The 21,359-nt window shown below is 61.0% G+C and carries 15 protein-coding genes; 9 read left to right on the top strand and 6 right to left on the bottom strand.

From position 1 onward, the window contains the following. Nucleotides 1–22: 22 nt before the first annotated feature. Entirely contained in the window at nucleotides 23–958 is a 936-nt protein-coding gene (locus tag G5229_RS05875) for a LysR family transcriptional regulator (RefSeq protein WP_421205194.1), read from the bottom strand. A 108-nt stretch (nucleotides 959–1,066) separates the two neighbouring features. Between G5229_RS05875 and budA the strand changes: the two genes are divergently transcribed. Continuing rightward, nucleotides 1,067–1,861 carry an acetolactate decarboxylase gene (gene budA / locus G5229_RS05870; protein ID WP_421208780.1) on the top strand — a complete coding sequence of 265 codons (795 nt, stop codon included), beginning with the start codon at nucleotides 1,067–1,069 and terminating at the stop codon, nucleotides 1,859–1,861. A gap of 18 nt (nucleotides 1,862–1,879) precedes the next feature. Then, nucleotides 1,880–3,550 carry an acetolactate synthase AlsS gene (gene alsS, locus G5229_RS05865; protein ID WP_421208779.1) on the top strand — a complete coding sequence of 557 codons (1,671 nt, stop codon included), beginning with the start codon at nucleotides 1,880–1,882 and terminating at the stop codon, nucleotides 3,548–3,550. Nucleotides 3,551–3,664: 114 nt separating this feature from the next. Here the strand turns inward: alsS and G5229_RS05860 are convergent, their stop codons facing one another. Together G5229_RS05860 and G5229_RS05855 are read right to left on the bottom strand one after the other, a co-directional pair. Continuing rightward, a complete protein-coding gene (locus G5229_RS05860) occupies nucleotides 3,665–5,077 on the bottom strand; it encodes an MATE family efflux transporter (RefSeq protein WP_421208778.1) in 1,413 nt (470 codons plus the stop codon). 73 nt (nucleotides 5,078–5,150) lie between these two features. Then, on the bottom strand, nucleotides 5,151–6,089 hold the full coding sequence (locus G5229_RS05855) for a LysR family transcriptional regulator (protein WP_042055187.1): 939 nt from the start codon (nucleotides 6,087–6,089) through the stop codon (nucleotides 5,151–5,153). 498 nt (nucleotides 6,090–6,587) lie between these two features. Between G5229_RS05855 and G5229_RS05850 the strand changes: the two genes are divergently transcribed. Next, on the top strand, nucleotides 6,588–7,880 hold the full coding sequence (locus tag G5229_RS05850) for an HAAAP family serine/threonine permease (RefSeq protein WP_005338498.1): 1,293 nt from the start codon (nucleotides 6,588–6,590) through the stop codon (nucleotides 7,878–7,880). 66 nt (nucleotides 7,881–7,946) lie between these two features. Here G5229_RS05850 and G5229_RS05845 read toward each other — a convergent pair whose 3' ends face one another. Further along, nucleotides 7,947–8,975 carry an MBL fold metallo-hydrolase gene (locus G5229_RS05845; protein WP_216949498.1) on the bottom strand — a complete coding sequence of 343 codons (1,029 nt, stop codon included), beginning with the start codon at nucleotides 8,973–8,975 and terminating at the stop codon, nucleotides 7,947–7,949. A gap of 154 nt (nucleotides 8,976–9,129) precedes the next feature. On the opposite strand from G5229_RS05845, the gene G5229_RS05840 reads away from it, so the two are divergent. From G5229_RS05840 to pdxY, 6 genes are all read left to right on the top strand, one after another. After that, a complete protein-coding gene (locus G5229_RS05840) occupies nucleotides 9,130–10,029 on the top strand; it encodes a LysR family transcriptional regulator (RefSeq protein ID WP_216949497.1) in 900 nt (299 codons plus the stop codon). 101 nt (nucleotides 10,030–10,130) lie between these two features. Continuing rightward, complete coding sequence (gene yjeH, locus G5229_RS05835) at nucleotides 10,131–11,411, top strand: L-methionine/branched-chain amino acid transporter (protein ID WP_216949496.1); 1,281 nt, start codon at nucleotides 10,131–10,133, stop codon at nucleotides 11,409–11,411. 392 nt (nucleotides 11,412–11,803) lie between these two features. Beyond that, a complete protein-coding gene (cadC, locus tag G5229_RS05830) occupies nucleotides 11,804–13,357 on the top strand; it encodes a lysine decarboxylation/transport transcriptional activator CadC (protein ID WP_216949495.1) in 1,554 nt (517 codons plus the stop codon). A gap of 755 nt (nucleotides 13,358–14,112) precedes the next feature. Beyond that, nucleotides 14,113–15,447 (top strand): cadaverine/lysine antiporter, encoded by a 1,335-nt coding sequence (cadB, locus tag G5229_RS05825; RefSeq protein ID WP_100646560.1) that lies wholly within the window; start codon nucleotides 14,113–14,115, stop codon nucleotides 15,445–15,447. 77 nt (nucleotides 15,448–15,524) lie between these two features. Beyond that, a complete protein-coding gene (locus tag G5229_RS05820; protein WP_150997088.1) occupies nucleotides 15,525–17,657 on the top strand; it encodes a lysine decarboxylase CadA in 2,133 nt (710 codons plus the stop codon). Nucleotides 17,658–17,750: 93 nt separating this feature from the next. Beyond that, complete coding sequence (gene pdxY, locus G5229_RS05815; RefSeq protein WP_047435702.1) at nucleotides 17,751–18,611, top strand: pyridoxal kinase PdxY; 861 nt, start codon at nucleotides 17,751–17,753, stop codon at nucleotides 18,609–18,611. A 76-nt stretch (nucleotides 18,612–18,687) separates the two neighbouring features. On the opposite strand, the gene G5229_RS05810 is transcribed toward pdxY, so the two are convergent. Both G5229_RS05810 and G5229_RS05805 read right to left on the bottom strand, forming a co-directional pair. Then, a complete protein-coding gene (locus G5229_RS05810; RefSeq protein ID WP_421208777.1) occupies nucleotides 18,688–19,131 on the bottom strand; it encodes a PliI family lysozyme inhibitor of I-type lysozyme in 444 nt (147 codons plus the stop codon). A gap of 58 nt (nucleotides 19,132–19,189) precedes the next feature. Next, complete coding sequence (locus G5229_RS05805) at nucleotides 19,190–21,223, bottom strand: M13 family metallopeptidase (RefSeq protein ID WP_421208776.1); 2,034 nt, start codon at nucleotides 21,221–21,223, stop codon at nucleotides 19,190–19,192. Nucleotides 21,224–21,359 lie beyond the last annotated feature (136 nt).

The raw sequence follows: 21,359 nt of genomic DNA, 5'->3' as shown, positions 1-21,359 counted from the left end.
GTCGCATCAGGCAAGCTGGCCATCAAACCGGTTCAAGCTTGTTCAACAGGGCCTCCTTCTGGAGGCCTTGTTGTATCTGGGCGGCACGGATCTGGGCGATAAAGTGCCGCAGCACGGCACTGCTTGGGTGTGGCCGTGTTGCCAGACTGATGCTGGTCATCATGCCGTTGCCCTCAATGGGGTGATAACTGACCCCGAGCGGGCGCAGCGCCGCCACCGAGCTGGGCACCAGAGTCACGCCAAAGCCCGCCTGCACCATGCCGACGGTAGAGATCACCTGCGGGCATTCGGGCCCCAATATAGGCTCGAACCCCGCCTCCCGGCAGAGACCCACGATGCCGTCATAGAGCCCGGGCCCGATGGCGTGGGGAAACAGAATAAAACTCTCGTCCTTCAGGCTGGCCAGTGGCAAGGGGCCCGGCTTGGCCTTGGGATGGCTGGTCGGCAGGGCGATCAGCAGCGGCTCCTGCTCGATAAGGTGGTGGGCAAAGCCCTCGCTACCGCGGCAGGGGAGCCGCAAGATGGCCGCATCCAGCCGATCGTTGCGTAGCGCCTCCACCAATGCCGGCATGGTGCCCTCCTGCGGGCTGAGGGCCACCTCGGGGTAGCGCTCCCGATAGTCGTGCAGCAGGGTCAGCACCGCGGGGTGGAGCACGGTGGACCCGGCAAAGCCGATCCGCAGTGCCCCCTGCTCGCCCCGGGCAATCCGCTTTACCTTCAGTTTTGCCGCATCGGCCAGCGCCAGGATCTGCGCCGCATCCCGATAGAGGCTCTCGCCCGCCTCGGTCAGCTCGACACTGCGGGTCAAACGGCGCAGCAGCGGGGTGCCCAGGGTCTCTTCCAGCTTGCGGATCTGCTGGCTCAGCGGCGGCTGGGCCATGTTGAGTGATTCGGCTGCGCGGGTGAAATTCTGCTTTTCAACAACGGCCATGAAGTAGCGGAGCGTACGAAGTTCCATATCGATTGAGTCTCAAAGTCATGGGATCAGCGTATTGGTGTTGAAATGTGAACCAAGTCACCATTGGATCCGAACGCTAACAGGATTCACGGTGGAGGTGAAACCCGAATGGAACATATTGCAACATCTGACAGTGCCGGGTGCAGCTGTGCCCTCGAAGTGAGCCAGCAGTTTTCCCGCTGGCGCAGGCAGCATGACGGTGGCGAGATCTACCAGAGTTCCCTGATGAGCGCCCTGCTGGCGGGGGTCTACGAAGGGGAGACCACCATGAGCGAGCTGCTGCGCCACGGCGACTTTGGCCTCGGCACCTTCAACCACCTCGATGGCGAGCTAATCGCCTTCGAGCGGCAGATCCACCAGTTGCGCTCCGATGGCTCGGCCCGGCCCGCCCGCGCCGGTCAGAAGACCCCCTTTGCGGTGATGACCCATTTTCGCCCCTGTCTGGAGCGTCGCTTCGACCATCCCCTGAGCCGTGACGAGATCCACCAGTGGGTGGATCGGCTGGTGGGCTCTGACAACGTCTTCGTCGCCCTGCGCCTCGACGGCCAGTTTGAGACGGCTAAGGTACGTACCGTGCCGCGTCAGGAGCCCCCCTATCGCCCCATGCTGGAAGCCATCGAACAGCAACCGCTGTTCCGCTTTGCCGCGGTGGCGGGAACCCTGGTGGGCTTTCGCTGCCCGCCGTTCGTGCAGGGGGTCAATGTAGCGGGCTTTCACGAGCACATGATCACCGCCGATCGCAAGGGGGGTGGCCATCTGCTCGACTACACCATGGCCCACGGCACCCTGCGACTTTCTGTGGTGCGTCACCTCAATCTGGCCCTGCCATCGGATCCCGCTTTCCGGCAGGCCGACCTCAACCCTGCCGATATCGATCGCGCCATTCAGGCCGCCGAAGGCTGATAGACAAGGAGCAATATCATGGAAAACAGACAGTGGAAGTGCGGTGCCGAGCTGGTGGTTCGTCATCTGGAGGCGCAAGAGGTCAAGCAGGTGTTCGGTATTCCCGGCGCCAAGATTGACCGGGTGTTCGATGCGCTGGAGGACTCCCCTATCGAGACCATAGTGGTGCGCCACGAGGCGAACGCCGCCTTTATGGCGGCCGCCGTGGGGCGTCTCACCGGCAAGGCGGGGGTGGCGCTGGTCACCTCGGGCCCCGGCTGCTCCAACCTCATTACCGGGTTGGCGACTGCCACCTCGGAGGGGGACCCCATGGTGGCGCTGGGCGGTGCGGTGCGCCGTGCCGATGGCCTCAAACTCACTCATCAGAGCATGGATACGGTCAACCTCTGCCGTCCGGTCACCAAGTTCAGCGCCCAGGTCAACAGCGGGGCGGCAATCTCGGAAGTGATGGCCAACGCCTTTCGCGCCGCCGAGCTGGGACGGCCGGGGGCGGCCTTTGTCAGCCTGCCGATGGATATCATCAACAAGCCGGTGCAGGGAAATGTGCTGGTGCCCCACGAGGTGCCGGAGCCGGGCTGCGCCGATGAGCAGAATATGGAGCAGGCATTGACCCTGCTGCGCAACGCCGAGAATCCGGTGGTACTGCTCGGCCTGATGGCCAGCCGGCCGGAAAATGCCGAGGCAGTGCGTGCCTTCCTCGACAAGGCGCGGCTGCCGGTGACCGGTACCTATCAGGCTGCGGGGGTGGTGGACAGCTGCCACTTCGATGACTTTGCCGGACGGGTGGGGCTCTTTAACAACCAGCCTGGGGATCAGCTGCTGGCAGGGGCCGATCTGGTGATCTGCATCGGCTACAGCCCCATCGAGTACGACCCCGTGCTGTGGAATGGCGACAGGGAGCGGCGCATCCTCCATATCGACGTACTGCCTGCCGATATCGACAGCAGCTACTGCCCGACCGCCGAGCTGGTGGGGTCGATCCGCGCCAACCTGTTGCAGCTGACCCGCATCATGGGCAATCCGAAAATCCGTCCCCCCGAGGTGGATCGGCTGCTGCAAGGGGTACGCCAGCAGCGACTGCGACTGGCGATGCGGGCCGACGATCTGCACGGCAATCCGGTTCACCCCTTGCGTATCGTGCGCGAGCTGCAGGATCTGGTGCGCGACGACATGACACTCTGCGTCGACATGGGCAGCTTCCATATCTGGATTGCCCGCTACCTCTACAGCTTCCGCGCCCGTCAGGTGCTGATCTCCAATGGTCAGCAGACCATGGGGGTGGCACTGCCGTGGGCCATCGGTGCGGCGCTGGTGCGGCCGGGTGAGAAGGTGATCTCGGTATCGGGGGATGGCAGCTTTATGCAGTCGAGCATGGAGCTGGAGACGGCGGTGCGGCTCAAGAGCAATATCGTTCACATCATCTGGGTCGATAACGGCTACAACATGGTCGCGATGCAGGAGCAGCAGAAGTATTGCCGCACCTCCGGCGTCTCTTTTGGCCCCATCGACTTCAAACGCTATGCCGAATCGTTCGGGGCGGCCGGTTTCGCGGTGCGTTCGGCCGACGAGCTGCGCGCCACTCTGCGGGCCGCGCTGGCAGTGGAGGGGCCAGCTGTGGTGGCGATCCCGGTGGATTACTCCGACAACCCGGGGCTGATGGCCCAGCTCAGGCCAGAAGTATTGGCATAAGTGTGGCAGCGGTGTTGGCCTGAATCCCTGTGTAAGAGCAGGCAGACCCGCCCATATAGCAAAAACCGGCATCAATGGATGTCGGTTTTTTATTGTTTTGCGGGATTGGTGGCCTTAACGGGCCAGCTGGACGGCGGCGCGTGCGCGGGCCGGTTGTGGGCGCTGTTTGGCTTTTGGCGCGCAGGCCATTTTCAGGCGCAGCCACTCGCGCCACAGCAGCCAGCAGAGCGGCAGGGTGAGCAGCAGCACGGTGGCGGGCTGGGCCATCAGCACCCCATCACGACCCCACAGTTGCGGCAGCAGGAAGATGAGCGGCAGCAGCAACACGGTTTTGGCGATGGAGATGACCAGCGCCTGACGGGTACGCGCCATGGATTGCAGCAGCACGATGCCGAACATGATGATCCCCTCCAGCGGAATGGCGCCGAGGTTGAGGATCAGGCTGCTGATGGCAGCGGCCAGCAGCTCGGGATCCTTGTCGCCGGTATAGAGCATGGCGACCTGTCCCGGCAGCAGCTGGATGGTGAGCCACACTAGCATGCCGTAGATAAAGGTGAACTTGAGCCCCATCTCCATCAGGTACTTGAGGTTGCGATGGCGCTTGGCCCCCGCCGCCTTGCTGATGAGCGGCTGAATGCCGAACGCCAGCCCCTGCAGAATGACGATAAAGACCGCTTCGGTGTAACCGGCCACGGTAAAGCCCGCCAGATCCTTCACATTGCCATACACCATCAGCTGGCTGTTGTGCAGCATCAGCAGCAGGCCGAGGTTGAACTGGGCAATCAGGCTCGGCAGGCCGGTAAAGAGCAGGTGCGGCATGGCGGGAAGGTTGGGCACCAGATCCCGCCAGCTGAGGCGCAGCCGCGCCCAGGGGGTAAAGAAGTAGCCAAGGCCGATCAGGCTCACCGCACCCTCTGCCATCAGGGTGGCCTGCGCGGTACCGATCAATCCCAGCCCCAGCCGACCCACCATGATGTAGTTGAGGATGATATTGAGCACGGCGCCGCTGCTCACCAGCACCATGGCCAGTTTCGGGCGGCCATCGTTGCGCAGCAGATAGGGGACCGCCAGATTGCTGGCCAGCAGCAGGGTACCGCCGCCAATCCAGGTGAGGTAGTCACTCGCCTGTTTCCAGGTCTCGGTGCCCTGTTCAATCCCCAGTCCCAGCAGGATATCGGTGTGGGTGTAATAGAGCAGCACCGGCGCAACTACCCCGAGACCGGCCAGCAGCCAGAGGGCGTTGACCAGTGCCTGACGGGCCAGCGTGTCGTTTTTCGCCCCTTGCTGGAAGGAGATGGCGGTGGCCGCCCCCATGCTGATCATGGCGGCCAGGCCGATCAGCACCATGATGACCGGATAGACCAGGTTGATCCCGGCGAGGCCAGCGGCACCGACATAGTGGCCGACGAAGATGCCGTCGATGAGGTAGTAGGCCCCCGAGACCAGCATGGCAAGAATGGAGGGGAGGGCGTAAGCCCAGAAGCGACGGGTCATGGCCCTTTGCCGCAGTGTTAAATAGGCAGACATATCTGTTCTCTCGGGGAGTTCGATTATCGAACAGCTAGTCTAGATTAATACTTATTTGGTGATAATTAGGGTTTCACTTGATGAATTGCTGAGTATTACTCACTAATCCGGGGTTTTGGTAGTGGGCCTTGAGCATGTCGATCAGGATGCGCAGGCCGCTGCCCAGCTGATGCCGACTGGGATAGAAGAGATAGAAGCCGGCAAAGGTGGGGCACCAGGGCTCCAGCACGGTGAGCAGTTTCCCCTCCGCGACCTTCTGGCTTACCTCCTCTTCCAGACAGTAGGCGAGCCCCAGCCCCGCCTCGGCGGCGCCCAGATAGAGGGCCGGGGTGCTGGTGGTGAGCGGCCCGGTCACTTCGATCTCCAGCATGGTGCCATCGGCGGCAAAGGCCCAGCGATAGTGGTGGTGCGGGGTGAGGCGATAGCCGATGCAGGCGTGGCGGCTCAGCTCGCTCGGGTGCTCCGGCGTACCGTGCTCCGCCAGATAGGCCGGGGAGCCCACCACCAGATAACGCTGGGGTGGGCCGAGGGGGATGCCGATCATCTCCTTGGGCAGCAGATCGCCATAAAAGAGCGCGGCATCGTAACCATCTTCAATCAGCCGGGGCATCAGCTCCTGCTCCACTACCTCCACCTGCATCCGCGGATAACGGGCCAGATAGTCGATCAGCACAGGTGCCAGCAGGCTGTCGATGGCGCCGCGGGGGGCGCAGAGCTTGAGTCGACCCACCGGTTCATCGCTGTTGCGGGCCAGCTCGCAAAGCGCCTCTTCCAGGGTATTGAGGGTGGGGAGCAGTTGCTTGAGCAGCCGCTGGCCCGCTTCGGTCGGCACCACGGCGCGGGTACTGCGGTTGAGCAGCCGCACCCCCAGCCTTGCTTCCAACCCCTTCAGGCTGTGGCTGAGGGCAGAGGCGGAGACCCCGAGTTCGAGGGCGGCCTTGCTGAAACTGCGGTGACGGGCGACGGCGGCAAACACTGCCAGTTCGGCGAGATCGGTACGGGTAATGGTCATCATCAATCAACAAAAAGGCGTGAGTCACAAGGGTACGCCAAGGCCGTGCTGCACACAATCCGCGCTAAACGGGTGGCTTGTTGCAAATATGTAGCTGCTCGCAGGCCATTGATTCCAGTGAAACTAAGTTGAATTGTTAAAAAAAACTTACAATAAGGCGCTTTGAGTGTGATCTTGGTCGTCCGAAAGGCGACCAAAATCAAACTTTGGTTGATTAATTCAAAAAAACGCTGTGATTAATAAGGGCATTTAATTAAAGTCAGCCCATCAAGAGTGGCGCACGTTAATCGGTTGTTAAGTGAGACGGGCGCCGACCCTCAGGGTCAAAATCTCGCACTGTTGTTTGTTGCAATCCTGTTGTCACAAGGAGTGATGGCCAGGTTGCCGGGGGGCGAGAGGTTAATATCAAGGACGGACAGCAGGCGTTCCAGGGAGATGGAACCGGGCCAAGGCCCGACCAAACAAGAATCCCATTTTCCTAGATGACAGGAACAACGTATGTCTGACATGAATATTGCAGCTGATGGTCGTTTAGCCAGCAACACCTCCCGCGGCGTCAACAAGGCCGATGTGGTCTGGATGCTGGGTCTGTACGGTACCGCGATCGGTGCCGGTGTGCTCTTCCTGCCAATCAACGCCGGTGTAGGTGGCCTGTGGCCGCTGGTTGCCATGTTGATCCTGGCGCTGCCGCTGACTTTCTTTGCTCACCGTGGTCTGACCCGCTTCGTGCTGTCCGGCTCTACCCGTGATGGCGACATCACTGAAGTAGTAGAAGAGCACTTCGGCAAGACCGCAGGCAAATTCATCACCCTGCTCTACTTCTTTGCCATCTACCCGATCGTGCTGATGTATTCAGTCGCCATCACCAACACCGTCGAGAGCGTGATTGTTCACCAGCTGGGCATGTCTGCACCTCCCCGTGCCGTTCTGTCACTAGCCCTGATCCTCGGTCTGATGGCGGTTGTTCGTCTGGGCGGCCAGGTTATCGTCAAAGCGATGAGCGTGCTGGTATTCCCGTTCGTGCTCACCCTGATGGGTCTGGCGTTCTACCTGATCCCGCACTGGAACGGTGCCATCATCACTGAAGCTCCGGCCCTGTCCGACGCCTTCAACGGTGACTTCATCAAGACCCTGTGGCTGGCTATCCCGGTAATGGTGTTCTCCTTCAACCACTCCCCGATCATCTCCTCCTTCGCGGTGGACAACAAAGGTCGTTACGGTGAAGGTGCCGAGAAGAAGTGCAGCAACATCCTGCTGGGCGCCCACGTCATGATGGTGATGACCGTTATGTTCTTCGTATTCAGCTGCGTACTGAGCCTCTCCCCGGCTGACCTGGCTGCTGCCAAAGAACAGAACATCTCCATCCTGTCCTACCTGGCCAACCACTTCGATAACCCGGTTATCGGTACTGTGGCTCCGCTGATCGCCATGGTTGCCATCAGTAAATCCTTCCTGGGTCACTACCTGGGGGCGCAAGAGGGCATGAACGGCCTGATGGCCAAGGCGCTGCGCGAGAAGGGCAAGAACGTTGACACCAAGCAGCTGAACAAAGTCACTGCCGTGTTCATGATCCTGACCACCTGGGCCATTGCTACCATCAACCCGAGCATCCTCGGCATGATTGAAGACCTGGGCGGCCCGATCATCGCAATGCTGCTGTTCCTGATGCCGATGTACGCCATCACCAAGGTTCCGGCCATGCGCAAATACGCTGGCAACATCAGCAACGGCTTCGTGACCATCATCGGCCTGATCGCCATGTCCGGTATCATCTACAAGCTGATTGCCTGATAACTCCGGTTACCAAGTTGAATGAAGAAGCCGCCTCGCAAGAGGCGGCTTTTTTATGGCCGGGATTCAGGATTGGGCATTGTCGATATTTTCCGACTGCCAGAGGGCATAGCCCTTGCCGGAGGCCGTGGTAGGCAGATCAATCTGCATCAGGTCGTTGCCGATGACAAAGGGGCCCGAGTAGCGGGCGCGCAGATCCTGCGCCAGATCTTTGACCCTGATCTTGCCGTTGAGGCCGATATGGCTGAACACGGTCAGCGCCGGTTTGGCTTCGTTCATTACCCGGGCCGCCTGCTCAGGGGAGGCGAGGTGACCGGCGATCGCCTTGTAGCCGGGGTTGGCCTTCATCTGCTCGGCAGAGGTCATGGAGACGCAGTGCACCAGCAGATCGGCCCCTTTGGCCTGCTTCACCACTTCGGGGCTGTAGCGGGTATCGCCGGAGAGCACCACGCTATGGCCGTGATAGTCGATGCGATAGCCGAATGACGGCTTGATGTTGACCCCGTGGTCGTTGTCAAAGGCGGTTACCTTGACCCCGTCATGGTTGTAGACCACCCCGGCGGTAACCTCGTGGCTGTTGATCTCCACCCCATCCAGCGGCGTACCCTCATCCTTGACCCGGGTGGCGATGTCGGTGGCGTAGGCCTGCTGCAAGCCACGGGCGAGAGCTGTGGTGCCTTTGGGGCCGTAGAGTTCCATCGGCGCGTGGCGCTGGCCATAGGCCGGTTGCAGCCAGCCGGTCAGCCAGAGATCCGCCAGCCCGTTGGTGTGGTCGGAGTGAAAGTGGGTGAGGAAGAAGGCGTTGACCCGGCCGATGGGGATATGCAGCTGCCACAGGCGAGTGGCGGAGTTGCGGCCAAAATCGAACACCAGCTTCTGGTTGCCCGCCTCGACCAGAGTGCTGTAACCGCCACGACTGATCTGGGGTACCGGAGTGCCGGTGCCGAGCAGGCTGACCCGAAAGATATCGGGCCGGGCTTGAGTTGCTGAGGCAGGGGCATGATCGTGGTTGCTGATAAAGCTGCTCTCGGCAGCCTGACTGGCGCCGCTGGCCAGCAGACCGACCAGTAATGCGGCCAGATAGGTGCTTTTCATGGGAATTTATCCTGTGGGGGAGGGACGGCATCACTGTATTGGTAACTAAAAGTTGAATAAATTGGCTAAAATCCATTTATTACTAAACTTTTGGTTGTGAATAGGGGCCCTGTCGCGGGACAAACGGCCTTGAAACGGGCAAAAAGGAGGGGTTGTGGACCGATTGACCAGCATGCGAATCTTCACCCGGGTAGTGGATCTCGGCTCCTACAGCGCGGTGGCGAGCGAAGAGGGGATCAGCGCCCAGATGGTGGGCAAGCATGTGCTGGGGCTGGAGCAGTGGCTGGGGGGCAAGCTGTTTCACAAGACCACCCGCCAGCAGACTCTCACCGAGCTGGGCCAGCTGTTTTTGGCTCGCTGCCAGCGGGTGCTGGAGGAGCTGGCACTGACCGAGTCGCTCACCCAGAACCTGCTGGCCGAGCCGGCCGGACGGCTGCGCATCGCCGCTCCCCTCAGCTTTGGCCACCACCGGCTGGTGCCGCTGCTGCCCGCTTTTCTCGACCGCTACCCCAAGCTGGATCTGGATCTGCAGCTCACCCCGCGCTGGGTCGATCTGGTGGAGGAGGGGTTCGACGCCGCCATCCGCACCCTGCGCCCGCAGGATGAGGCGCTGATCGCCCGTCCGCTGCTGACCCAGCACTACCGCCTCTGCGCGGCCCCCGACTACCTCAATCGCCACGGCGTGCCCCGTCATCCGGCCGATCTCGCTCGCCACCAGTGTCTGCACGGCAACTGGGGCGAGCACGAGCGCTGGCAGTTTGTCGGTGAGGATGGCCAGAGCGAGGAGGTGCGGGTCGCCTCGCGCCTGCGCATCAATCACTGGCCAGCCTTGTTGACGGCGGCGCTCTCGGGGGCTGGCATCACCTTGCAGCCGGCCGAACAGGTGCGTGACCATATCGCTGCGGGGCGTCTGCTGCCGCTGCTTGGCCACTATCAGAGCCCGGCCAAGACCCTCTACTTCATCTATCCGGCGGCGCGGCGGCAGGTACTCAAGATCACCCTGTTGGGGGATTTTCTGGCCGAATCCCTGCAAGCTGGGCCCGAGCCCGAATAAAAGGCTGCATATTCTCGCAGCCGCGATTAACCATCGTGCTTAACAAAGGGGCGGAGCAGGCCTAACATGGCGGGATGTTTTTCTAGTCGGGACAAAAGGATATGTCTGGGTTGAAAAAGGATCTCGGGCTCTGGCAGGGGATGGGGCTGCTCGCCACCTCGCTGCTTGGCACCGGGATCTTCGTGGTACCGGCGACTGCCGCCTCGCTGGCGGGGGGGGCCTCGCTCTGGGCCTGGTTGCTGCTGATTGCGCTGGTGCTGCCCATCGCCTTTACCTTCGCTCGCCTCGGTCGTCGCTATCCCCATGCGGGCGGCGCGCCGCACCTGATTGGCCTCGCCTTTGGCAACGGCGCCGAGCGTTTCTCCGCCTTCCTCTTCCTGGCTGTGCTGCCGGTGGGGCTGCCCGCAGCCCTGATGATTGCCGCCGGTTTCTGGCACGCCCTGTTCGAGATGGGGGAGTGGACCCTCTGGGCCATCCAGCTGCTGACCCTGCTCGGGGTATTCCTGCTGGGGCTGCGCGGGGCGCGCTCCTCCGGCAACCTGCAACTGTTGATAGCTCTGGCTATTCTGGGGCTCACCCTGCTGATCTGGTTCAAGGGAGAGGTGAGCTGGCGCGATGCGGCCCGGCCGCTGCCGAGCGCGGATGAGTGGCCCCCTATGGCCACCGCGCTGGCGGTGATGTTCTGGTGTTTCGTCGGGCTGGAAGCCTTCGCCCACATGGGGGAGGAGTTCAAGCGGCCGGAGCGGGACTACCCCATCGCCCTGCTCGGCGGGGTGCTGCTGGCGGGGCTTATCTACTGGATCCACTCGCTGGTGGTGCTCAAATACGGCCTCTACGGCGATGAGGCGACCAACGCCACCGCCATTCCGGCCCTGCTCTCCCTGCTGTTAGGCCCCACCGCCAAGTGGCTGGTGGCGGTGCTTGGCTACCTCTCCTGCTTTGCCAGCATCAACATCTACATTCAGGGCTTTGCGAGGCTTATCTGGAGCATGGCGCGTGAAGGCAAGCTGCCCCCCTCGCTGGCGGTGCTTACCGCTCGGGGTGCGCCGCTGCGGGCGCTCGGTCTGGTACTGCTTATCTGCCTGCTCTGCATCACCCTTATCATCTGGTTGCGACTGCCCCTCGATGAGCTGATCCGCTACGCCAACGGTAACTTCGTGCTGGTCTACCTGCTCTGCATGGCGGCGGGCTGGCGCCTGCTCGGCGGGGTGGGCAAGGGGCTGGCAGGGATAAGCGTGCTGCTCTGCGCCCTGGTGCTGGTGGCGCTCGCCACTCAGGTCCTCTATGCGGTGGTGCTCAGTCTTGGCTACGGCAGCTTCTCGTTGTGGCGGCGTCATCTGCGCCGCAGTCGTCAGCAGGATGCGCTCCCGCTGGCGAAGTAACGTCTCCCCGATAGTCGAAGAAATGAGAAAGCCCTGATGTTCAGGGCTTTTTGATTCCGGTATATGTGATGTTCATATGAATACTAGTTGGCACGCTATTTGCCGAAAAGTGCGGTGTCGGATCAACTCAACGGCGATTTATAGCCAAAAAAAGTGGGATCCAGCTCCCGTTTTGCTTAAAGTGATCCCTTCCGATCCCGGTGGTCGGAATGCCCGCAAGGATGCCCTTCAGACGTAAACAGGATGGCCTGGCCAGACTGACTCTCAGAGATGTGATTGCTTCGGTTCTCTTTTTATCTGTCACCTGTGGTGATAGCGCCTTGTTCCGTTCAGTCAGCCCGGGTTTTGCGTCTCTCTCATCGTGCATTGTCACCATCTGCAGCGAGTGAATCATGAGCGAATCGGTTTTTGAGATCCACGACTGGACCCTGAGCGTTGACGACAACATGCTGTGTCGCCCCGACCGCGAGGTCTACCTCGAACCCAGACTGGTCAACCTGTTGCGGTTTCTGGCCCATAATGCCGGCACCGTGTTTGGCCGCGATGCCCTGATCAACGAGGTGTGGGATGGCGCCGAGGTGACCGATCAGGTTGTGACCCAGTCCATCTTCGAACTGCGCAAGATCCTCAAAGATGGTCGCACCGATGCGACCGACTATATCGTCACCGTACCCAAGCGCGGCTACAAGCTGGTGGCACCGGTGCGGCCGCTGCAGGTGGTTTCCGTGGTGATGGCGGACGAGCAACCCGTGCCCGCGGTCAATACCGCTCTCTCCGACAACCCGACGCTCTCCGATCTGAGCCCGCCCGCGGCTGAGCAGGATGATGATGCACAGCCCAATGTCGCCCCTTTTCCCGCCGGGCCCCTGACCCGCGCCATCTCCACCCATGCCAAGGATGCTCGCAGCCGCTGGAAGATGGTGAGTTTCGATATCTTCGTTGCCATCGTGCTGATCGCCATTGTCAGCATGCTCAGCTACCAGCACACCAGCCCCCAGGTGCATGCCATGCTGGATCCCAATCTGCTGGTGTTCCGCTTTCACTCCGGCATGGATGACAACAACGAGAACGTGCGCCTCGCCGATGGCATTACCCGCGCCCTGATGGGGGAGGTGGCCGTGGCTACGCCGCTGCGGGTGCAGTACGGCGCCACCACTCTGATGGGGGGCATCATGCCCGGCAAGGAGCTGAGTGTGCGGGTCACCCGCCAGCCCCGTGGCACCTATCTCGATCTGGAGTATCGCAATATCAATACCAACCGGGTGCTGTTCAGCCATCAGTACCAGCTCAGTCGCCACAGTGTGCACGGTGTGTTGCAGGCCAGCAGCCAGGATCTGCTGCGCGCCCTCGACCAACCCGATGCCGAGCCGGGGATGGGCTGGCCGACCGATGATGCCTCCCTGATGGCGATGATGGAGGCGCAGTACTACATCAACAGCCGGGATCCGGTCGCCCTCAAGCGTGGGATTGATCTGCTGGAGCAGGCGCTGATTGTCCATCCGGATCAGCCGCTGCTGCTGGCGGAGCGCTATCTGGCAGGCGAGGCGCTGGCCACCCTTGCGGGCAAATCCGAGAGCGAGCGGCTGCAGGAGATTGGCACCCATCTCGCCCGCGTGGTGCAAAACAGCGGCGCTCTCCCTGCTCGGGTGTGGGAGGCGTTGACCCTGCAGGCGATCCTCAACGGCCAGCAACAGCAGGCCAACTATCTGCTGGAGAAGGCGGCGAGTCGCGGCCGCTCTGTGCTCTATTACATACTGCAGGGCAAGCTGGCGGAGCTGGACGGTCGCCCCGAGGCGGCGGGTGATGCCTACAGTCAGGCCTTCCTGATGGAGGCGACCGAGCAGACCTATCTGCTCTGCCAGCAGCTCGGTTTCTACAGCAATATGGAGAGCCTCACCCCGGCCCTGTTCAATGCGCTGGGCCAGAGCAAGGTGAAGCTCTTCTAACTCCGTAGTGTTGGTTTTCCCCCGGTCGGTGCGGTTGCCGACCCCATCCACAGGCTGCCTTCGGGCGGCCTGTGCTGTTTCTGCTTGTTTCAATCCTGCTTGTTTGTCACCGGGGATAGTTGCTCTGGTGTGGCCCGATTTATCCCCCGCCGCTCCCCACTATCCCCACTTGCCTTTGTCTTGCCCGCGGCATTCGCTGCACTCGCGTTTGTTCGGCTTCACGCCGCGCGCAGCTTGTGACATCTGCTCGTTGTTGGCGGCGGGATAAGCTGTCTGTCTCGACCCATTTCTCATTGCTTACCGGTTATCGCCGTTGCGCTTTACCTCTGAGTTTGGATTGTGATGAGCCGAGCTGAGGGGCGAACAGGAGGTGAGTGTCCACTCAGGGTGATGATCAGCAGGGCTTCCAAATGGCCGCAAGGGCAGGGGGGCGCAATGGGCGCTGCTTTATCCCGGGTTTATCTGACCAAAAATATCAAGACGGCGAGATAAGGGAGTTATCAAGGGACAAAAACGGGTTGGCCGGATATCAAGGTTTTATCAAGAAGGCTGTGTGATGTGATGTCAATTTACTGTTTTTAAATGGTTTTTATCAAAAGTGACGAGGCGGCGAAAAAAGTTGCCTCATATTTTTATCCGTTAGCTGGTCTTTATGTTTTCCGGGGATGAGAGGCCTAGTCTGTGCCCATTCTTTGGCGGGGCGTTCCGCCAAATGTGTATGTGACGACCCGACCTTTTATAGAACCGGAGATCTTATGTCCCTAGATACGAGCAAGAAGATTGGCCTTATCGCCTGTACAGGTGTGGTGGCCGGCAACATGATGGGGAGCGGTATCGCACTGCTGCCTTCGGCACTGGCCACCATCGGCTCCATCTCTGTCTTTAGCTGGGCAATCTGTCTGGTAGGCGCCATGGGCCTCGCCTTTGTCTTCGCCCGCCTTGCTACCAAGAACCCGCAAGAGGGTGGCCCCATTGCTTACGCTGGCGAGATCTCTCCGGTGTTCGGTTTCCAGACCGGTGTGCTTTATTACCATGCCAACTGGATCGGTAACCTGGCCATCGCCATTACCGGCGTCTCCTACCTCTCGGTCTTCTTCCCCATTCTCAACAGCCCCATTCCGGCCGCCGCAGCCACCATCGCTGCCGTCTGGATCTTCACCTTCGTCAACCTGCTTGGCGGTAGCTGGGTGAGCCGACTCTGTACTCTGGGTCTGGTGCTGATCCTGCTGCCGGTTGTCGGTACTGCGGTGATGGGCTGGGGTCATTTTGATGCCACTGTTTACAGCCAGAACTGGAACACCACCAGCGGTAGCGACCTGCATGCGGTCATCAGCGCCGTGCTGATCTGCCTCTGGTCCTTCGTCGGTGTTGAATCTGCCGCCGTCTCTTCCGGCATGGTGAAGAACCCCAAGCGCACCGTACCGCTCGCTACCATGCTGGGTACCGGTATTGCCGGTGTTATCTACATCCTCTCTACCCAGGTGATCAGCGGCATGTTCCCGGCCGGTGAAGTGGCAGCCTCCGGCGCCCCGTTTGCCATGGCCTCTTCCGCCATCTTCGGTAGCTGGTCTGCACCGTTTGTCTCTGCCTTCACCGCCCTGGCCTGCTTCACCTCGCTGGGCTCCTGGATGATGCTGGTGGGCGAGGCGGGCAAGCGTGCCGCCAATGACGGCAACTTCCCGAAAATCTATGGCGAAGTGGACAAGAACGGCGTAGCCAAGAAGGGTCTGATCCTGGGCTCCCTGAAGATGACTGCCCTGATGGTTGGCCTGACCGCCTTCACCTCCCAGTCCGCTCATGCTGCCGATCTCTTCAACGTGCTGACCACAGATGCTGTGCTGCTGACCATGCTGCCCTACTTCTACTCCAGCATTAACCTGATCCGCTTCGAGGGCATGACCTCCCGCAGCATCGGCGCGATGATCTTCTCCGGTGTGGCCTGCGTCTTCTGTCTGGTAGCCCTGATGGGTGCCAAGGGTTCCAACCTCACAGCTACCTTCGTGGTGTCGCTCATCATCCTGATGTTCTACGCCAAAAAACTGGGTCTGCGTCAGCACGATGCCCTGCTGAACGAACAACCCAGCAACTGATTTCCCCTTTTATCTTCCGAGCGCTCTTCACTCACCATCCCTGATGGAGAGCGCCCCTTTACGTGTGGAGCATTACGATGAATATCATTGCCATCCTCAACCACCTCGGCGTTTTCTTTAAAGAAGAACCCATTCGCCAGCTGCAAGCCTCCCTCGAGCGCAAGGGTTTCGAGGTTGTTTATCCGGTCGACGTCGCCGACCTGCTGAAACTGATTGAGAAGAACCCCCGTGTTTGCGGCGCCATCTTCGACTGGGACAAATACTCTCTGGGCCTGTGCAAGGAGATCCACGATCGCAACGAGAAGCTGCCGATCTTCGCCTTCGCCAACGACCAGTCCACCCTCGATATTCACCTGACCGACCTGCGTCTGAACGTGCACTTCTTCGAGTACCGTCTCGGCATGGCCGATGACATCGCCCTCAAGATGGGTCAAGCCACTCAGGAGTATCAGGACGCCATCCTGCCGCCGTTCACCAAGGCACTGTTCAAGTACGTGGAAGAGGGTAAATACACTTTCTGTACTCCGGGTCACATGGGCGGTACCGCCTTCCAGATGAGCCCGGCCGGCAGCATCTTCTATGACTTCTACGGCCCGAACGCGTTCAAGGCTGACGTCTCCATCTCCATGCCGGAGCTGGGCTCCCTGCTGGATCACTCCGGTCCGCACAAGGAAGCCGAAGAGTACATCGCCCGTACCTTCAACGCCGATCGCTCCTATATCGTCACCAACGGCACCTCCACTGCCAACAAGATCGTCGGCATGTTCTCCGCGCCGGCTGGCAGCACTGTGCTGGTTGACCGCAACTGCCACAAGTCGCTCACTCACCTGATGATGATGAACGACGTGACCCCGATCTACTTTCGTCCGACCCGTAACGCCTACGGCATTCTGGGCGGTATCCCGCAGAGCGAATTCAGCCGCGACACCATCGCTGCCAAAGTCGCTGCGACGCCGGGTGCCCAGGCTCCCCGTTACGCCGTCGTCACCAACTCCACCTATGATGGCCTGCTCTACAACACCGGCTTCATCAAGGAAGCGCTGGATACTCCTTACATCCACTTCGACAGTGCCTGGGTGCCTTACACCAACTTCAGCCCGATCTACGAAGGCAAGTGCGGCATGAGCGGCGAAGCGATGCCGGGCAAGGTGTTCTATGAAACCCAGTCCACCCACAAGCTGCTGGCGGCCTTCTCCCAGGCCTCGATGATCCACATCAAGGGTGACGTGGAGGAAGAGACCTTCAACGAAGCCTTCATGATGCACACATCTACCTCGCCGCAGTACGGCATCGTGGCATCGACCGAGATCTCCGCTGCCATGATGCGTGGCAACACCGGCAAGCGTCTGATCAAGGACTCCATCGATCGCGCCATCTCCTTCCGCAAAGAGATCAAGCGTCTGCGTGATCAGAGCGAAGGCTGGTTCTTCGACGTATGGCAGCCGGACAACATCGACACCGTCGAGTGTTGGAAGCTGGATCCGAAAGATGACTGGCACGGTTTCAAGGACATCGATGACAACCACATGTACCTGGATCCGATCAAGGTCACCCTGCTAACCCCGGGCATGGGTCGTGATGGCAAGCTGCTGGAGAAGGGTATTCCTGCTTCACTGGTCTCCAAGTTCCTGGACGAGCGCGGCATCGTGGTCGAGAAGACCGGTCCTTACAACATGCTGTTCCTTTTCTCCATCGGTATCGATCAGTCCAAGGCGATGCAGCTGCTGCGCGCCCTGACCGAGTTCAAGCGTGGTTACGATCTGAACCTGACCATCAAGAACATACTGCCGAGCCTCTATCGTGAAGACCCTAGCTTCTACGAAGGGATGCGCATTCAGGAGCTGGCCCAGAGCATCCACGATCTGACCTGCAAATACCGTCTGCCGGAGCTGATGTTCAAGGCGTTCGACGTGCTGCCGGAGATGAAGATGACCCCGCATGCTGCATGGCAGCAAGAGCTGGCGGGCAATCTGGAAGAGGTGCCGTTGCGTGACATGGTTGACCGCATCAGCGCCAACATGATCCTGCCGTACCCGCCGGGAGTACCGCTGGTACTGCCGGGCGAGATGGTGACCCAGGATTCTCTGCCGGTGCTCGAGTTCCTCGAGATGCTGTGCGAGATCGGCGCCCACTACCCGGGCTTCGAGACCGACATCCACGGCCTCTATCGTCAGGCCGATGGCAGCTACACCGTCAAGGTGCTGCGTTAATCGACAGTGACAACAGTCGAAAGTGACAACAACGGGCCGCAAGGCCCGTTTTTCCCTCCGGAATTCCTGTTCTTATTGCGTGAGTCGCCAACCATGAAGCGAGTGCTCTCCATTCAATCCCACGTAGTCTTTGGCTGTGCCGGCAACAGCGCCGCCGTTTTTCCCATGCGTCGCCTCGGGATCGAGGTGTGGCCGATGAACACGGTGCAGTTCTCCAACCACACCCAATACCGTGAAGGCTGGCAGGGGATGGTGATGCCCGGCGGCCATATCCGTCAGCTGGTAAACGGCCTGGCGGAGATCGGTGTGCTGGCCGAGTGCGATGCGCTGCTGAGCGGCTACCTCGGCTCGGCCGAACAGGGGGAGGAGATCCTGGCGGCGGTGGCTCGGCTCAAGGCGATCAATCCGGCCGCCCTCTACTTTTGTGACCCCGTGATGGGTCACCCCGACAAGGGCTGCATAGTGGCACCCGGCGTCGCCGATTTTCTGAAAAACCGGGCACTGGCCTGCGCCGATATGCTGGCCCCCAATCTGCTGGAGCTGGAACAGCTCACCGGCCGCGATATCCGCAATGTGCCGGAGGCCATCGAGGCGTGCCAGCAGCTGCGCGCGCAAGGGGTCAAGCTGGTGATGGTCAAGCATCTGGGCAAGGCCGGTTTTGCCATGGACCGCTTCGAGATGCTGCTGGTGTGCGAGGAGGGGACCTTTCATCTTTCCCGCCCGCTCTACCCTTTTGCCCGCCATCCCATCGGGGTGGGGGATCTGCTGAGCGCCACCATGCTGGCCAATCTGCTGGCCGGTTGTACCCCGGTAGCGGCGTTCGAACTTACCAACGCCAGCGTGGATGCGGTACTGGCCCGGACCTGGCTGGCGGGGGCCTACGAGCTGCAACTGGTTGCTGCCCAGCACGAGATGGCGCTGCCGCAGGTCTCCATCCGGGCGACCCGCCTCTGAGCTGTTTGTACCAACAGCAGAAACAACAAAGCCCTGATCATCAGGGCTTTTTATATTTCAGATTCGGGGAGAGGGCTTAGTCTTGCGGGCTTTTGAGCGCCTTGACCACATCCTCTTTGGGCTCCAGCTCCTTGACCTGATTGAAGATCTCCAGCTCCCCTTGCGGGCTGACGGTGTAGGCATCGGCATCCTGATAGCTGCCGCTGCCGGCGCTCTCGATGATGACCACCAGCTCGGGCTGCTTGTCGCCATTCAAATCGACCAGTTTCAGCTCCCGGATAAAGCCGTTGCGAGCCATCACCTTGCCATCCTGAAACTCATCCAGTGGAAACTGGGCGTTCTGACCCGAATAGAGTCGCACGTCATAGCTGCCGATGGAGGCAGGTTCACCGACCCCCTGCGCCACCCGGATCACCTGCCCGGAGGGCAGGGTCAGTTGCTTGTTAAATCCCTCTTCGGCTTGTGCTTGCGCCGCCAGCGGCAGGGCCAGCAGCCCTGCCATGATCAATGCTCTGTTCATCTTGCAACCTCTTGCTGTCTGTTGAGGGCGGGCTCCCGGGGAGCCCGCCCTGATGCTGTTACCAGATCTTCACCCGCTTCTGGGGTGGCAGATAGAGCTTGTCCCCCGGCTGGATGTTGAATGCCTCGTAGAAGGCGGGAATGTTCGGCACCACGCCGTTGACCCGGTACTCGGGGGGCGAGTGGGGGTCGGAGCGCAGCAGCATCTGCATCAGCTCGGGGCGATACATCCCCTTCCACACCTGCGCCCAGCCGAGGAAGAAGCGCTGTTCGCCGGTGAAGCCGTCCAGCACCGGTGCCTCCTTGCCATCCAGCGACAGCTCGTAGGCCTTGTGGGCGATGGTGAGACCACCGAGATCACCGATGTTCTCCCCCAGGGTAAACTGGCCGTTGACGAACTGGCCGTTGATGGGCTCGAAGCGGTTGTACTGGGCCACCAGACGGCTGGTGCGGAAGCGGAACTCCTTGAGATCTTGCGGTGTCCACCAGTCGCGCATCATGCCGTCGCCGTCGGATTTGGCCCCCTGATCATCAAAACCGTGGCCCATCTCGTGGCCGATCACCCCGCCGATGGCGCCGTAGTTGACAGCGTCATCCGCCGTCATGTCGAAGAAGGGGGGCTGCAAAATGGCCGCAGGGAAGACGATCTCGTTGTTGCTCGGGTTGTAGTAGGCGTTCACTGTTTGCGGCGACATGTGCCACTCGTCCCGGTCGACCGGCTTGCCGAGGCGCGCCAGACTGTCTGCATATTCAAAGGCTTGCGAGCGTTGCAGGTTGCCCACCAGATCATCCGGTTTGATGGCGATGGCGCTGTAATCCTTCCACTTGTCGGGGTAGCCGATCTTGGGGCGGAACTTGGCCAGCTTCTCGAGGGCCTGCGCCTTGGTCTCGGGCGACATCCAGTCGAGCTCCTTGATGCTCTGGCCGTAGGCGGTGCGCAGGTTCTCCACCAGCTGCTCCATCCGCTCCTTGGCCGCTGGCGGGAAGTAGCGGGCCACATAGAGCTGGCCGACCGCTTCACCCAGATGATCGTTCAGCACCCCGAGCGCCCGCTCCCAGCTGGCGCGCTGCTTGGGCGTGCCGCTCAATGTGGTGCCGTAGAAGGCGAAGTTGGCGCGGTCGGTCTCGCTGTCGAGATAGGGGGCGTAGTCGGTCAGCAGTTGCCACTTGAGGTAGGCCTGCCAGTCGGCGATGGGGGTCTGGGCCATCACCTGATCCAGCGCGCTCAGATAGGTCGGCTGACCGATAATGAGCTCCGGCTGGGAAGCAATGCCCGCGGCGTTCAGATAGGCCTGCCAGTCGAGGTGGGGGGCGAGCCGTGCCAGTTCGCTGGCGGGGCGCTTGTTGTAGTTCTTCTCCCGATCTCGCAGGGCGACGTTGTCCCACTGGATGGTGGCGAGCCGGGTTTCGAGGGCCAGAATCCGTTTGGCCTTGCCGCTCGGGTCAGATTCCCCGAGGCGGCTCAGCATGGCGGCGATATGCTGCTGGTACTTCTGGCGCAGGGCCTGACTCTCGATATCCTGCTTGAGGTAGTAGTCCCGATCCGGCAGCCCCAGTCCACCTTGATAGAGGTAGACCGCATAGCGGTCGGGGGACTTGGCATCGGCGTCGATCCAGATGCCAAACGGCGCGCCGCCGCCCATGCGGCCCGACTGGGCAAAGGCACGGGCCAGTGCTGCCTGATCACCGATCCGGTCGATATCGGCCAGCGCCGGCGCCAGCGGGGTGAGCCCCTTGGCGTCACGGCCTGCCTGATCCAGATAGCTGGCGTAGAGATCGCGGATCTGCTGGGTCGGCGTGCCGGTGGCGGCCTCCTGCTTGGCCAGCCCCTCGACCAGCACCCGCACATCGGCGAGGGATTTGTCCCGCAGCATGTAGAAGGCGCCATCGGCGGGGCGATCGTCGGGGATCTTGGCGGTGGCGAGCCACTTGCCATTGACGTAGCGGAAGAAGTCATCGCCGGGTTTGACCTGGGGGTCCATATTGGCCAGCGCCAGCCCGGAGTGTTTGGGGGAGTCTTGCGGTGCCTGACTGCAGCCAGCCAGCAGTGCCAGTCCAATCAGGCCGGCCAGTAAGCTTTTCTTATTGTTCATCTTGTTTGATTCCAATTCGGATTGTTTGCTTCCCTGCCCATCTTCCTTGCTCCAATCAGTTGTGCGACCGCCTTGCGGCCAGCCTGGTGGAGAGGGCGGGCGAGCCTCACTCTAGCAGCAGGGTTGCAGCTTGATA

Source organism: Aeromonas sp. 602396, from assembly GCF_049173735.1.
Lineage (GTDB): Bacteria > Pseudomonadota > Gammaproteobacteria > Enterobacterales > Aeromonadaceae > Aeromonas > Aeromonas veronii_A.
The sequence above is the reverse complement of the archived record's forward strand: the minus strand, read 5'-3'. Positions and strand labels throughout refer to the sequence as shown.

Bases quoted from the DNA above. Each gene is read 5' to 3' on its own strand.
- G5229_RS05875 (WP_421205194.1), bottom strand. From the start codon at position 958: ATGGAACTTCGTACGCTCCGCTACTTCATGGCCGTTGTTGAAAAGCAG.
- budA (WP_421208780.1), top strand. From the start codon at position 1,067: ATGGAACATATTGCAACATCTGACAGTGCCGGGTGCAGCTGTGCCCTC.
- alsS (WP_421208779.1), top strand. From the start codon at position 1,880: ATGGAAAACAGACAGTGGAAGTGCGGTGCCGAGCTGGTGGTTCGTCAT.
- G5229_RS05860 (WP_421208778.1), bottom strand. From the start codon at position 5,077: ATGTCTGCCTATTTAACACTGCGGCAAAGGGCCATGACCCGTCGCTTC.
- G5229_RS05855 (WP_042055187.1), bottom strand. From the start codon at position 6,089: ATGACCATTACCCGTACCGATCTCGCCGAACTGGCAGTGTTTGCCGCC.
- G5229_RS05850 (WP_005338498.1), top strand. From the start codon at position 6,588: ATGTCTGACATGAATATTGCAGCTGATGGTCGTTTAGCCAGCAACACC.
- G5229_RS05845 (WP_216949498.1), bottom strand. From the start codon at position 8,975: ATGAAAAGCACCTATCTGGCCGCATTACTGGTCGGTCTGCTGGCCAGC.
- yjeH (WP_216949496.1), top strand. From the start codon at position 10,131: ATGTCTGGGTTGAAAAAGGATCTCGGGCTCTGGCAGGGGATGGGGCTG.
- cadC (WP_216949495.1), top strand. From the start codon at position 11,804: ATGAGCGAATCGGTTTTTGAGATCCACGACTGGACCCTGAGCGTTGAC.
- cadB (WP_100646560.1), top strand. From the start codon at position 14,113: ATGTCCCTAGATACGAGCAAGAAGATTGGCCTTATCGCCTGTACAGGT.
- G5229_RS05820 (WP_150997088.1), top strand. From the start codon at position 15,525: ATGAATATCATTGCCATCCTCAACCACCTCGGCGTTTTCTTTAAAGAA.
- pdxY (WP_047435702.1), top strand. From the start codon at position 17,751: ATGAAGCGAGTGCTCTCCATTCAATCCCACGTAGTCTTTGGCTGTGCC.
- G5229_RS05810 (WP_421208777.1), bottom strand. From the start codon at position 19,131: ATGAACAGAGCATTGATCATGGCAGGGCTGCTGGCCCTGCCGCTGGCG.
- G5229_RS05805 (WP_421208776.1), bottom strand. From the start codon at position 21,223: ATGAACAATAAGAAAAGCTTACTGGCCGGCCTGATTGGACTGGCACTG.